Raw genomic sequence first — 13057 nt, 5'->3', positions numbered from 1 at the left:
GCTAACATGTTGGGCTGTCGTGTCAGGAGAGAATCCCCGACGCCTGCCGGGATTGCCACACGATCCGGTGAGCGATGGGTCTTTCCGCGCGATTGCGAACGGGATAGGCAGGGGCATGACCGAAAACCGTCCTTCGATCCGCCTCAAACCCAAGGCCAACGCCCGCGCCATCCGGCATGGTGCGCCGTGGGTCTACGACAATGAACTCGTGACCGACCGGCGCACCAAAGCGCTCGCCCCCGGCACCATCGCGCGGCTGGAAGACAGTGAACGTGCGGCGCTGGGGACGGTGGCGGTGAACCCGAACTCCCGCATTTTTGCGCGGATGCTCGACCGCGACCCGGAAGCGGTGATTGACCAAGACTGGATCGCAGGCAAACTGGCGCTTGCGCTGGCGCACCGGGAGCGGCTGTTCGATGCGCCGTACTACCGGCTCATCCATGCGGAGGCGGATGGTTTGCCGGGCTTGGTGATCGACCGGTTCGGTGATGTCGCGGTGATTCAGCCGAATGCGGCCTGGGCCGAAGTCCTGTTCGATGCCTTGGCTGATGCGTTGGTCGAGGTGACGGGGGTGACGACCGTCGTCAAGAACGCATCAGGGCGCGCGCGGGGGCTCGAAGGTCTGGACGAGGGTGTCACGGTAATGCGCGGTGCACTCGACGCGCCGGTGGCAGTGCCGATGAACGGCGCGACCTACTTGGCGGACCTTTTGGGCGGGCAGAAAACCGGACTGTTTTTTGACCAGAGGCCCAATCATGCGTTTGCGGCGGGGCTGGCCGACGGCGCGCGCGTGCTTGACGTGTTTTCCCATGTCGGGGGCTTTTCGCTCGCCGCGCTGGCGAATGGGGCTGCATCGGCTCTGGCTGTCGACGGGTCTGCCCCCGCGCTGGACCTCGCGACGCAAGGCGCGGACGCAGGCGGGGTCGGGGAACGGTTCGAGACCCGGCAGGGCGATGCATTCGACGTGCTGGGTGATCTTGGTGCGGCGGGCGAGACCTTTGACGTGGTCATTTGCGACCCGCCGGCCTTCGCGCCCAACAAGCCCGCGCTTGAAGCGGGGCTGCGCGCCTATGAGCGGATCGCCAAGCTGGCCGCGCCGCTGGTTGCGCCCGGTGGATACCTCGGGCTCTGTTCATGCTCCCATGCCGCGGACCTCGATCGATTTCGGGGGGCCTGCAATCGCGGAATCGGACGTGCCGGGCGCGGTGCGCAGCTCATCCACACCGGGTTTGCCGGGCCTGACCACCCGCAGCATCCCGCGCTGGCCGAGAGCGGATATCTCAAGGCGCTTTTCTACCGGCTCACCGCGTGAAGGTTCTGATCGACGCCTGCGTGCTTTATCCGACCGTAATGCGGGAGGTGGTGCTGGGCTGCGCGCGCGAGGGGTTGTTCGAGCCGCAATGGAGCGCGCGAATCCTGGAGGAATGGGCGCGGGCCGCCGGTAGGCTCGGGCCGGGGCAGGAGGCGCTCGCGCGGGGAGAGATCGCGTTGGTCGAGGCGGACTGGCCGGGCGCCTCGGTCGAGCCGCGCGGGCGGGATCTGTCGCGTCTGTCGCTTCCTGACCCGAATGACGTGCATGTTCTGGCCGCGGCCATCGCCGGGTCGTCGGACGTGCTGCTCACGCTCAATATCAAGGACTTCCCCCGGCAGTATCTGGGGCATGAAGGCGTGGCTTTGGCCAGCCCGGACCCGTTCGTGTTGGGGTGTCTGGAGGAGGCGCCGGACCGCGTAGTCGCCGTCGCTGCGCGGGTGTTGGCAGAGGCGCGGCGGTTGTCGGGCGAAGATTGGCGAATCCGGGCGCTTATGAAAAAGGCGCGGATGCCGCGGCTGGGAAAGGCGTTGGAGGCCACAGGCCGCTTCGACTGACACCTTCGCAAGCGGAGCAAGCTTGCGCGGGCACAGGTGAGGCGACGTCTGGCCCTTCGGCCGGGTGTCGCGGTGGGGCAGAAGTCAGCGGGCCCACTTCGCCTCATTCGCTTCGATGGCGGCGATACGCTGCTCGACCTTGGGGTGGCTCAGGAGCCAAGCGGGTTGGCCGCGTCCGCGTGACCCGGTCAGGGCTTCGAGTTTTGTGAACAGCGATTTCTGCGCGGTCGTGCCGATTCCCGACTTGATGAGCAGGGCGGTGGCATAGGCATCCGCCTCATACTCGTCCGAGCGAGAGAGACGGGCGGCGAGCATCGAGGTGAGGACACCGGCGATCGCCTGGCCGAGCCCCGGAATGAAGCGGCCCAGCACCAGAATGAGTGCCGTTCGCAACGCGTTCTGTCCGGAAAAGTCGATCATGCGGCGTCGCGCATGGCCAAGCGCGACGTGCCCCAGTTCATGCGCGATGACGCTCGCCATCTCTTCCGCGCTGACCTTGCCTTGGCGATACTGGTCATAGAAGCCGCGCGTGATGAAGATGCGTCCGTCGGGTGCCGCAAGGCCGTTCACGGGGTCGATCTCGTAGATATTCACCTTGATGCGCGGCAGGTCGAGCGCGTTTGCCATCCTGTCGGTCAATCCCTTGAGCTTGCCGTCGGCCAGCTCGGTCGACTTGGCGTCGAGCTCATGGCGCAGGCGCCACGCGGAGAACCACCACATGGCGAAGCCGTACAGCAGGGCGATCAGGATCGGTGTGAACTTGAGCATGGAACGATATGGGGGCGTGCGGGGGCGGCAATCAAGTGGATTGAGGCGTCACGCGCACCCAGATAACGCGTCCGAGAGCGAGCGCGAGGACGATGGCCACGAGCAGACCCACGAAATTGCCCGCGACCTCGGCAATTTCCGCGATGTAACCGGAGTAGGCGTAGCCCAGACCGATGTATATCGAGACCCAGACGACTTCGCCCGCGACGCTCCAGGTCGTGAACACGGGCCAGACTGCGCGCGATGCGCCGGACAGGAGGTTCACATAGGGCCCGAGCGGGCTGACCAGCCAGCGCGAAAAGAACACGCCGGGCGCACCCCAGCGGGCCGAGAAATTGCGGGCCCGGACGATCAGGACAGCGCGGGCCGGGTGCTGCGCCTCGATCCGGTCGATAAGGGGAGCGCCCCGCGCTCCGATGAGGTAACCCGCCTGATCGCCGAGGATGGCCCCGGCCAGACAGGCGATGAGTGCCGGGGCCAGCGCGATGTCGCCACCGGCGGCAAAGGCCCCGCCCGCAAGCATGATAAGCGAGGCGGGGATCGGCATCGCGATGCACGACAGGAAGGTGGCGATTGCCAGCACTGCGACACCGTAGGTGGGCACGAGGGCCAACAGGGCTTCGGCGCTCATTGTCCGCCCTCGCGCCAAGCTTCGATCACCGTTTCGATCCGGTCGGCCAGCTCAGGTGGCGTTTCGCCGCGTTCCACCGCCAGTTCGCTGATCGTCTTGCGCGGGGCCTCGCCCGGTTCAATGTCCAGCACTTCGGCGAGAATCTCCGGCGGCACGTTCCAGGTGCGCACAATGTAGCGCGGTGTCATCCATCCCGCGATCTCGGGTTCGTGGCCGAAATAGTCGTCCCACCGGATGGCGTCGTGGACGGTGCGCGCGGTGAAGAGCACGACCGCGACGAGCGCCAACACGAAGCCGGCGAACAGAATTGGGTGCCGTTTGACCGCGGCGCGGCGGCTCGTCATCTCACGAGTTCTCTCATCCCGCGGTCGATCCCCTCGAGCGTCATGGGCACCATGCGTCCTGAGAAGAGTTCGTCGATCATCTGGACGGACTGGGTGTAGCGCCAGTGTGTCTCAGGCAATGGGTTGATCCAGAGATTGTCCGGCCACTGTTCCCGGGCGCGTTGAAGCCAGACCGCGCCGGATTCCGCGTTCCAGTGTTCGTTCGCGCCGCCGGGCATGGCGATCTCGTACGGACTCATCGAGGCGTCGCCGACGAAGATGCACTTGTAGTCTGACCCGTATGTATGAAGCACGTCCCAGGTCGGGGTCTGCTCGCTCCACCGCCGGCGATTGTCGCGCCAGACGCCTTCGTAAAGGCAGTTGTGGAAGTAGTAGTATTCCAGATGCTTGAACTCGGATCGCGCGGCCGAGAAAAGCTCCTCCACCACCTTGATATGCGGGTCCATCGAGCCGCCTACGTCGAGAAACAGCAGCACCTTCACCGCGTTGCGCCGCTCAGGACGGGTCTTCACGTCAAGGTAGCCGTGCTCGGCGGTGGAGCGGATCGTTCCGTCGAGGTCGAGCTCGTCATGGGCGCCGTCGCGGGCCCAGTTCCGCAGACGCTTGAGCGCGACCTTGATGTTGCGGGTGCCCAGCTCGACATCGCCGTCGAGATTGCGGAATTCCCGCTTGTCCCAGACTTTCGTCGCGCGTTGATGGCGCGACTTGTCCTGTCCGATGCGCACACCCTCGGGATTGTAGCCAAATGCGCCGAAGGGGGAGGTGCCGGCGGTGCCGATCCATTTGGAGCCGCCCTGGTGGCGCTCCTGTTGTTCCTCGAGTCGTTTCTTGAGCGTTTCCATCAACTTGTCGAAGCCGCCTAACGCCTCGATCTCGGCGCGTTCTTCTTCCGTGAGGTGTTTCTCGGCCATCTTTTCCAGCCAGTCGGACGGAATGTCGACCGCCTCCAGCACCTCGTCGAAGCTGATCGCCTCCAACCCTTCGAAAGACTGCGCGAAGGCGCGGTCGAACTTGTCGAGGTTGCGCTCATCCTTCACCATCGCCGCGCGGGCGAGGTAGTAGAACGCTTCCACGTCATAGGTGGTGAGCCCGGCCTTCATGCCCTCGAGAAAGGTGAGGTATTCGCGCAGGGACACGGGCACCTTGTTGGCGCGGAGGGTGTCGAAAAACGGGATGAACACGGGGGGCGGCGCTCCTGTTACAGGCCTCGGGTGAGGAAGACCGTAACAAACAGGCCAAGGATGGCAAACGCCATGGCATAGGCCGCGCCATACTGGGCGAGGTCGAGCCGCTGGCCGCCGCGCTTGCGCGCCTGATAGGCGCCGAGCAGTGCGCCGAAGACGGCGAAGGCAAGGACGATCATGGGCATACCTCCGGGGGTCTGGGCGACCCCGGAAGCGTTCGGGATCAGCCGCGGTTGATCGGCGAAATGGCGGCGATTTCAAGCAGCCGCGCACCGACTTCAGCGTCGGAGCCGAAGCCATATCGCGCCCAGCCGAGGCTGTCGAGACGGACAAGCTGCGCCTCGGCGTCGCGGCCCAGAATCTCCAGCCCTTCGGCCTTGATCATCAGGAGCGTCGAGAGCAGTGCCGCGTTCTGGGCCGACTGCACCGCGCCCAGATGGCCGTCCACGATGCGGATCGCGGTCTCGGCATTTCCGAGTGACAAGGCATGAGCGGCGAGCTGAACACCCATATGCGCGGCCTGAAGCGAGGTGCCGGGCAAGGCGGTGTAGAGCGCCTCAGCTTCACGGAACGAGGCCAGCGCCACGTCGGAATTGATGCCGAGATTCAGACGGCCCAGCGCGAAAAGCGAAAAGGCGAGGCGCGTGTCGCGCCAGCCCATCGCGCGGGCGATATCCACGGCCCGTCCGGCGGCCGCACGGCGCACGGTCGAAGGCTGGTTGCCGCCCAGCGCGGTGTCGATCGCCTGTTTCCACGCGCGCGGCGTCGCGGCGCGCGCCTGTGGGGTGCCCGCACCGCCGGCCGGATTGAGGCGGGCGAGCAGGGCGGGCAGCGCGGCCGCCACCTGTCCGCGCGTCATGCCGGAACGCAGCTCGGGCGCGTAGTAGGCGCGCAGGATGAGCATGTCGAACCCGGTCAGGACCGTGTGGAAATTGTCATCGTTGAATACGCTGTCGGACAGGCGGTAGAGGTCGTTCACCGGTCCCAGCGCCTGAGCGATTTCCTCATGCAGGCAGTCCCGCATCTCCTGCGGCGCCACGTCGCCGGGAATGAAGACCGACATGCGCGTGCGCTGGGTCAGCTTGGTCCAGTCGGTCTGCTCGGTGCGGCGATTGGCCTTGTATTCTCGCCAGCCCGAGACATTGGGCGCCACGAAACAGGCAGCACCAGGCACGAGGGACTGGAGTTGGCGCTTGGGGATGACCTCGACCGTGATACCGGCGGCGGCATTGGCCGGCACGCGCGAGATGTCGATGCCCGCCTCGCCGCGCAGGCGCGCGATCAGGCGGTTGAGTTCGGTGTCGAGTACCGCCGCCTTGCGTCCGGTCATCCGGATCGTAACCGGACCCTCGAAACGCGCCAGAACGGGCAGGGCGCGACCACTTTCCAACTCGAAGGAGAGGTCGAGGAAATCCGCGCCGATTTCGCTGTTGGGGCGTCCGGGCGCGTCGGTGCGGCTGGAATTGAAAGCCTTCATGGGCGGAAGCTCGGTCGGCAGGTTCACCTGCCGCGCCGTCACTTCGCTTACCGCATCCGGTGCCGGCGATTGCAGTGCACCTGTGCAACCCGCCAGCACCAGAGCCGCACCCGCGACCGCCCCCACGATCATTCTGTGTCCGCTCATATCCGTTACCCCCGCTGGTACTTTATGAACGGCGTGAGTTTCCCGATCCGGTCGTAGAGCGTTCGTGCTGTCGTGTTGAATTCCTGCGTCATCCAGTAGACCGAAGGCGTGTTGTTCGCGTCGGCGGCGGCATAGACCGCCTCGATGAGCGCACGCCCCACGCCGAGGCCGCGGGCCTCGGGTTCGGCATAGAGGTCTTGCAGGTAACAGACGTCCTCGATCCGCCAGTTGTGGCGATGATAGAGGTAATGGACGAGCCCCACAGGGCGGTCGCCGACCTCGGCGATCAGAGCATGTTGCGGTTCGTCCCCTGAGAGGAGCCGGGAAAAGGTGGTCAGGTACACCTCTTCATCGACTGCGCTCTCGTAGAACCGCAGATACTCCGACCAGAGGCGACGCCACTGGGGCTCGTCAGCACGCGTCAGCGCACGGACGGTAATCTGTGTAGTGTCTCCCAACACGATACAGGCACACCGTTCCTTGCCCCCCCAGGCAGACTCCATGGTTAGGCTCAGGCGGGCGGATTCCCCAAGCGGAAAATGGCCGAATTGGGGCGAAAAATGGTTTGTCGCGTGGCTGGAAACAGTGGGGCCGCAAGATGTGGTGGGGCGCGGGTGCGCAACAACTAGGCGCCATCGCGAATTGCGGCGGAAATGTGGCGTATGCGCGTGCTCTGGCCGAATCGTTTCCATTTGCTCCAACAGTCCGCGGGGCAAGTGGTGCCGTTTTAAGGCTTTTTGCGGGAGCGTGCCGGACAGGCCGGTGCGGCGTGCCCCGCAGGACACGCCAGATGGTCAGCCGCGCTCGCGCCGGGCCAGGAAGGCCAAGCGTTCGAACAGGTGCACATCCTGTTCATTCTTGAGCAGCGCTCCGTGAAGCTTGGGCAGGGCGGTCGCCCCGTCCCGTTTGAGGTCTTCGGGGTCCATATCCTCGGCCAACAGGAGCTTGAGCCAGTCGAGCACTTCCGAGGTCGAGGGTTTCTTTTTCAGTCCCTGCTGTTCACGGATCTCATAGAACTGGGTCAGCGCCGTGGCGAGGAGCTGTTCCTTGATGCCGGGGTGATGCACGTCGACGATCCGGCGCATCGTCTCCATGTCCGGAAACTTGATGTAGTGGAAGAAGCAGCGGCGCAGGAAGGCGTCGGGCAGCTCCTTTTCGTTGTTCGACGTGATGATGACCACGGGCCGGTGTTTGGCCCGGATGGTTTCGCCGGTCTCGTAGACATGGAATTCCATCTTGTCGAGTTCCTGAAGCAGGTCGTTCGGGAACTCGATGTCGGCCTTGTCCACCTCGTCGATCAACAGGACGACCTTTTCGTCCGCTTCGAATGCCTGCCAGAGCTTTCCCTTGCGGATGTAGTTGGAGACGTCGTGGACGCGTTCCTCGCCCAGCTGGCTGTCGCGCAGGCGGCTGACCGCATCGTATTCATACAGGCCCTGTTGCGCGCGGGTGGTGGATTTGATGTTCCACTCGATCATCGGCAAGCCGAGCGACTGGGCCACTTGTTTGGCCAGCTCGGTCTTGCCGGTTCCCGGCTCGCCCTTCACCAGAAGCGGACGTTCCAGTGTCACCGCCGCATTGACCGCGACGGCAAGGTCTTCGGTCGCGACATAGGTTTCGGTGCTCTCAAAGCGCATCGGTTTCTCCTGCTTGGCTCGGTTGCGACCTAAGCGGGCCGGGACGGGGGATGCAAGACCGCGGCCCAGAAACGTGACGGCAGGAAGCCGTTGTTGAATAACCAGCCTTTTGGGGGCATAACCCGCGCGCAGAATCGTCGTGGACCCGACTGGCTCCTCCTGCGGCAAAATGTTATGTTTTAATCACTTGTTGCGAGGTCTAAGAGCACCGCGCCTTGGGAGTGAAAACGGGGCTGGCACCATGGCCCAGAACGTGAACATGGCGCAAGGTTTGTATAGTGACATCCCACCGACGCTGGGATAAACGACCCGACAGGAGAGCACCGAATGAGCAACGACCAATTCGCGACGCGGGCATCCGGGGTTGAAGAGGAGAGTGGGATGAAGGCGGAAACCTTCCTGCCGGAGCATTACAAGCCGGCTGAAGACGAACCTTTCATGAATGACCGGCAATCGGAGTATTTCCGGATCAAGCTGTTGAAATGGAAGTCTGAACTTCTGGGTGACAGCAAGAACACCATCGAGGGTCTGCAGGACAGCAGCCGGAACATTCCCGACATCGCGGACCGCGCGTCCGAAGAGACAGACAGGGCGCTGGAACTGCGCACCCGTGATCGTCAGCGCAAACTGGTGGCCAAGATCGACGCCGCGCTGCGGAGGATCGACGAAGGCGAGTACGGGTATTGTGAGGAGACGGGCGAGCCGATTTCGCTCAAGCGCCTCGATGCACGGCCGATCGCGACCCTCAGCCTTGAGGCGCAGGAACGCCACGAGCGTCGGGAAAAAGTACACCGCGACGATTGATCGTCCGCCATGCGACATGATTAACAAAGGCACCGCGGCCGATGCGCCCGGTGCCTTTTTGCTTGCGGAGCCGCCATGCTGATCGGGCAGGACATCTGTATTCTGGGTGCAGGGATCGGGGGGCTGGCCTCCGCCGTCGCGCTGGCCATGCGCGGCGCGGCGGTGACGGTTCTGGAACAGGCCGACGCGGTGCGCGAAGTGGGCGCGGGGATACAGGTGAGCCCGAACGGCCTTGCCGTGCTCGATGCGCTCGGTGTCGGCGATGAACTCCGCGCTCGTTGCCTGCGCTCTCAGGCGGTGCACTTGCTGGACGGACTGTCCGGGGAGAGCGTGCTGCGCATGGACCTCGCCGGGCTGCGGCCACAGCAGGAGTTCTTTCTCGTCCATCGCGCCGACCTTGTGTCGATCCTTCTGGACCGGGCGACCGAACTGGGTGTTCGCGTCGAAACCGGTTGCCGCGTGAGCGACGTGGATCTGCGGGACGATAGCGCGACACTTACGATAGAAGGTCAGGCCCCGCGGGAGGTCGGCTTCCTCATCGGTGCTGATGGTCTTCATTCCGTCCTTCGCCACTTGCTCAACGGGAAACGTCAACCGTTCTTCACCGGACAGGTCGCCTGGCGGGCGATCATTCCGGCGACGGGTGACGAGCCGCAGGAAGCGCGGGTTTTTATGGGGCCGGGGCGTCATTTCGTGACCTATCCGCTGCGCGACGGCAGCCAGATCAACATCGTCGCCGTCGAGGAACGCAAAGACTGGGCCGAAGAAGGCTGGAACCACCGGGACGATCCAGCGAATCTCAAGAACGCATTCGCCTCCTTCGCGCCCGTGCCCCGCGCGTTGATCGACCGGGTGGAAGAGGTTCATATCTGGGGCCTGTTCCGGCACGCGGTCGCGGACCAGTGGCACAAGGGTCCGGCGGTGATCCTTGGCGATGCGGCACATCCGACGCTGCCCTTCATGGCGCAAGGCGCGGTCATGGCGCTGGAGGATGCCTGGGTTCTGTCAGACAGCCTGTCGGTCGCCGGGCTGGACGAAGGCCCCGCCCTTTACCAAGCAAGGCGGCGGCACCGGGCAGAGCGCGTGATCGAAGCGGCGAATGCGAATGCGCGCAATTACCATTACGCCAATCCGCTCCTGCGCTTCGTGGGCCACAACGCGCTGCGGGTCGCCGGCAAGCTGGCTCCGAACAGCGTGCTGTCGCGCTACGACTGGATTTACGACTACGACGTGACCTCAGCCTGAGAGGCAAGGAGCGCGTCGATTTCGGCGCCGCTCGCACCCCCCGACAGCGCTGAGAAGTCCCCATGCGCGAACATGGCGCGTCCCGTGTCGAGGATGGCCGCCTGAGTCAGCCGCGCCAGCGCCCCGCCGATTGAGATGCGCGCAACGCCCACCTGCGCGAATTCCGCCCGTGTCACCTTGGCGAAGCGACCGGCGGCGAGCGCGTTGACAGGGCAGGTAACGGCGGCACAGACCTCGGCTTGCGCACGCATATCGCCCGGCATGGGAACATACACGCAGTCGGCCCCGGCGGCCTCGTATGCCTGCACCCGAGCGATGGCCTCGGACAGGTCATATTGGCCGTTCATCACCCCGTCCGCCCGGGCGACCAGCACGAAGTCGCGGGGCAGGGCACGGGTGGCAGCGACAGCCGCCTGGATGCGGTCAATGGCGAGGTCACGCGCGTGTGGCTTTGGTGAGGGCAGGTCGGTGTCCTCGATCGAGATTCCCGCCAGACCGACTTCAAAGGCCAGGCGGACCGTTTCCGCAACGCCGTCTGGGTCTTGCGCGAATCCATTCTCGAAATCTCCGGAGACCGGCACGTTCACCGCGCGCACCAGCGCCTCGGCGTGTTCCAATGCCTCCTCCCGACTGACATGCCCCATGTCCGGGCGACCAAGTGTGAAGGCATGGGCGGAGGAGGAGGTTGCGATGGCCTCGGCCCCGAGGCCGGCCAGAACACGCGCGGAACCTGCGTCCCAGGCATTGGCGAGAATAAAGGGATTCCCACGCTGGTGGAGCGCGCGGAACCGGGCGCCGACATCGGTGGCCATTGGGCGAACTCCTTTCGCAACTTCCGACAGTTTTGCCCGGCAATAGAGCCTCCGTCCACTGTCCAGAGGAGCGTTCAATTGGAAACGGCGCACAGCCCCGTGAATTCGGGCTGCGCCCCCTTTCCAATCCTGCGCACCCGTGAAATAGGGAAGTGCCAAACGATCCCTCCAAAGGAGACCACTCATGGAGATTCGCGAGGCGCTTACCTTCGACGATGTTCTGCTTGTTCCGGCCGAGAGCTCGGTGCTGCCCTCGACGGCGGACACCACGACCTATGTCACGAAGTCGATCAAGCTCAACATCCCGCTTCTGTCGTCCGCCATGGACACCGTGACCGAGGGGCGCATGGCCATCGCCATGGCGCAGGCCGGCGGGATCGGCGTGGTTCACAAGAACCTCAGCGTCGAAGAGCAGGCCCGCGAGATCCGGCGCGTGAAGCGGTTCGAGAGCGGGATCGTCTACAACCCCGTGACGCTGACCCCGAACCAGACACTGGCGGACGCCAAGGCACTGACCGAGCGCTACGGGTTCACCGGCTTTCCGGTGGTGGACGAGAAGCGCCGGGTGGTCGGGATCGTGACCAACCGGGACATGCGGTTCGCCCAGCACGAGGACACGCCGGTCAAGGTCATGATGACCTCGGACAACCTCGCCATCCTGCGCGAGCCGGCCGACCGGGACGAGGCGATCAGCCTGATGAAGTCGCGCCGGATCGAGAAGCTGCTCGTCACCGACAAGGACGGCAAGCTCACCGGTCTGCTTACTTTGCGCGACACCGAACAGGCCGTGTTGAACCCGACCGCCTGCAAGGACGAACTTGGTCGCCTGCGCGTGGCGGCAGCGACGAGCGTTGGGGATGCCGGTTTCGAGCGGACCGAGGCGCTTGTGGACGCGGGCGTAGACATCGTGGTGATCGACACGGCGCACGGCCATTCGCGCGGTGTGATCGAGGCGGTCACGCGGGCCAAGAAGCTCTCCAACGAGGTGCAGATCATCGCGGGGAACGTGGCCACCGCCGCCGCGACCCGTGCGCTGATCGACGCCGGCGCAGACTCGGTCAAGGTCGGTATCGGCCCCGGCTCCATCTGCACCACGCGTATGGTTGCGGGCGTCGGGATGCCGCAGCTGACGGCCGTCATGGATTGTGCGGCGGAAGCGAACAAGTCCGGCGTGCCGGTCATCGCGGACGGGGGCATCAAGTTTTCCGGCGATTTCGCCAAGGCCATCGCGGCAGGCGCATCCTGCGCGATGGTTGGCAGCATGATCGCGGGGACCGACGAGAGCCCGGGCGAGGTGATCCTCTACCAAGGTCGCTCGTTCAAGAGTTACCGCGGCATGGGCAGCCTCGGCGCGATGGCGCGTGGCTCGGCCGATCGCTATTTTCAGAAGGACGCGGCGAGCGACAAGCTCGTTCCCGAGGGTATCGAGGGACAGGTCCCTTACAAGGGGTCAGCGGGCGCGGTGGTTCACCAGCTCGTCGGTGGTCTGCGGGCCGCGATGGGCTACACCGGCTGCGCCACCGTCGAGGAGATGCGCAACTACGCGCAGTTCGTGAAGATCACGGGTGCGGGGCTGAAAGAGAGCCATGTCCACGACGTGCAGATCACGCGCGAGTCGCCGAACTATCGGATCGGATAGCCTTGTTTTTATGGCTACGTTTTCGGCGGCAACTTCGTTGGCGCTAAGAATTGTCGAGAACGGACCGGGAACTGCTGGGAACTTTAGATGCATTTTAGATGCAGGGAGTTCGGCATAGATGCAGTCTCGGTCCAGCGGCGTGTTTGACGTAGGCTGCATGACAGGCGAAGTGCAAAGGCAAGCAACAAGCGGATCCAGGGTAGAGATGGCTCATATGGTAAGCGCTACGAAACGGTATGGCGACGTAGACCAAGTAAAATCGGACGGGGTGACTTACACACCTCGTCCTCTCGCCGATTTTGTTGCCGATCGTATTATGGCCTCGGCAGACCTCTCGGGGGGCCGACCTATCAGGCTCCTTGATCCTGCCGTCGGGCACGGTGAGTTGCTTCTTGCTCTCTTGGCTCGGCTCGAGGGTCCTGTTGAAGTCTATGGCTACGAGACGGATAGAGTAGCGCTTGCCGAAGCGACAGAGCGCATTGAAGTGGTCCCAGAAAACTGGA

At 64.4% G+C, this 13057-nt stretch carries 14 protein-coding genes; 5 read left to right on the top strand and 9 right to left on the bottom strand.

Annotated elements, in window-relative coordinates; translation table 11 throughout:
• Positions 1-115: 115 nt before the first annotated feature.
• The gene (locus B2585_RS04395; RefSeq protein WP_292020416.1) at positions 116-1312 is read left to right on the top strand and encodes an RSP_2647 family RNA methyltransferase; all 1197 of its coding nucleotides are present in this window, start codon (positions 116-118) and stop codon (positions 1310-1312) included.
• A complete protein-coding gene (locus tag B2585_RS04390; protein WP_292020414.1) occupies positions 1309-1866 on the top strand; it encodes an RSP_2648 family PIN domain-containing protein in 558 nt (185 codons plus the stop codon). The genes B2585_RS04395 and B2585_RS04390 overlap by 4 nt, the downstream gene beginning before the upstream one ends.
• An 84-nt stretch (positions 1867-1950) precedes the next feature.
• Here B2585_RS04390 and B2585_RS04385 read toward each other — a convergent pair whose 3' ends face one another.
• The 8 genes from B2585_RS04385 to B2585_RS04350 form a co-directional block, all read right to left on the bottom strand.
• Positions 1951-2634 (bottom strand): M48 family metallopeptidase, encoded by a 684-nt coding sequence (locus B2585_RS04385; protein ID WP_292020412.1) that lies wholly within the window; start codon positions 2632-2634, stop codon positions 1951-1953.
• A 31-nt stretch (positions 2635-2665) separates the two neighbouring features.
• Positions 2666-3265: a DedA family protein gene (locus B2585_RS04380; protein WP_292020409.1), complete on the bottom strand. Its 600-nt coding sequence runs from the start codon at positions 3263-3265 to the stop codon at positions 2666-2668.
• Positions 3262-3609 (bottom strand): hypothetical protein, encoded by a 348-nt coding sequence (locus B2585_RS04375; protein ID WP_292020407.1) that lies wholly within the window; start codon positions 3607-3609, stop codon positions 3262-3264. Before B2585_RS04375 ends, B2585_RS04380 begins: the two co-directional genes overlap by 4 nt.
• Positions 3606-4790 (bottom strand): vWA domain-containing protein, encoded by a 1185-nt coding sequence (locus tag B2585_RS04370; RefSeq protein WP_292020405.1) that lies wholly within the window; start codon positions 4788-4790, stop codon positions 3606-3608. The genes B2585_RS04375 and B2585_RS04370 overlap by 4 nt, the downstream gene beginning before the upstream one ends.
• Before the next feature lie 17 nt (positions 4791-4807).
• Positions 4808-4978 carry a hypothetical protein gene (locus tag B2585_RS04365; protein WP_292020618.1) on the bottom strand — a complete coding sequence of 57 codons (171 nt, stop codon included), beginning with the start codon at positions 4976-4978 and terminating at the stop codon, positions 4808-4810.
• Between the two features lie 38 nt (positions 4979-5016).
• A complete protein-coding gene (locus tag B2585_RS04360) occupies positions 5017-6417 on the bottom strand; it encodes a DUF2927 domain-containing protein (protein ID WP_292020403.1) in 1401 nt (466 codons plus the stop codon).
• A gap of 5 nt (positions 6418-6422) precedes the next feature.
• Complete coding sequence (locus B2585_RS04355; RefSeq protein WP_292020401.1) at positions 6423-6920, bottom strand: GNAT family N-acetyltransferase; 498 nt, start codon at positions 6918-6920, stop codon at positions 6423-6425.
• A 291-nt stretch (positions 6921-7211) separates the two neighbouring features.
• Complete coding sequence (locus B2585_RS04350; protein ID WP_292020399.1) at positions 7212-8054, bottom strand: AAA family ATPase; 843 nt, start codon at positions 8052-8054, stop codon at positions 7212-7214.
• Positions 8055-8435: 381 nt separating this feature from the next.
• Between B2585_RS04350 and dksA the strand changes: the two genes are divergently transcribed.
• The gene (dksA, locus tag B2585_RS04345) at positions 8436-8858 is read left to right on the top strand and encodes an RNA polymerase-binding protein DksA (protein ID WP_292020615.1); all 423 of its coding nucleotides are present in this window, start codon (positions 8436-8438) and stop codon (positions 8856-8858) included.
• Between the two features lie 75 nt (positions 8859-8933).
• The gene (locus B2585_RS04340; protein ID WP_292020397.1) at positions 8934-10103 is read left to right on the top strand and encodes an FAD-dependent monooxygenase; all 1170 of its coding nucleotides are present in this window, start codon (positions 8934-8936) and stop codon (positions 10101-10103) included.
• On the opposite strand, the gene B2585_RS04335 is transcribed toward B2585_RS04340, so the two are convergent.
• Entirely contained in the window at positions 10082-10915 is an 834-nt protein-coding gene (locus tag B2585_RS04335; RefSeq protein ID WP_292020395.1) for an isocitrate lyase/PEP mutase family protein, read from the bottom strand. The genes B2585_RS04340 and B2585_RS04335 overlap by 22 nt on opposite strands.
• 184 nt (positions 10916-11099) lie before the next feature.
• Here B2585_RS04335 and guaB point away from each other — a divergent pair, with 184 nt between their 5' ends.
• Positions 11100-12554, top strand: a complete 1455-nt coding sequence (guaB, locus tag B2585_RS04330; protein ID WP_292020393.1) for an IMP dehydrogenase — start codon at positions 11100-11102, stop codon at positions 12552-12554.
• Positions 12555-13057: the final 503 nt, after the last annotated feature.

Origin of the sequence: Maritimibacter sp. UBA3975 (assembly GCF_002384975.1) — a bacterium.
GTDB lineage: Bacteria > Pseudomonadota > Alphaproteobacteria > Rhodobacterales > Rhodobacteraceae > Maritimibacter.
Note: the sequence above shows the minus strand (reverse complement) of the source record. Positions and strands in the feature narration are given on the sequence as shown.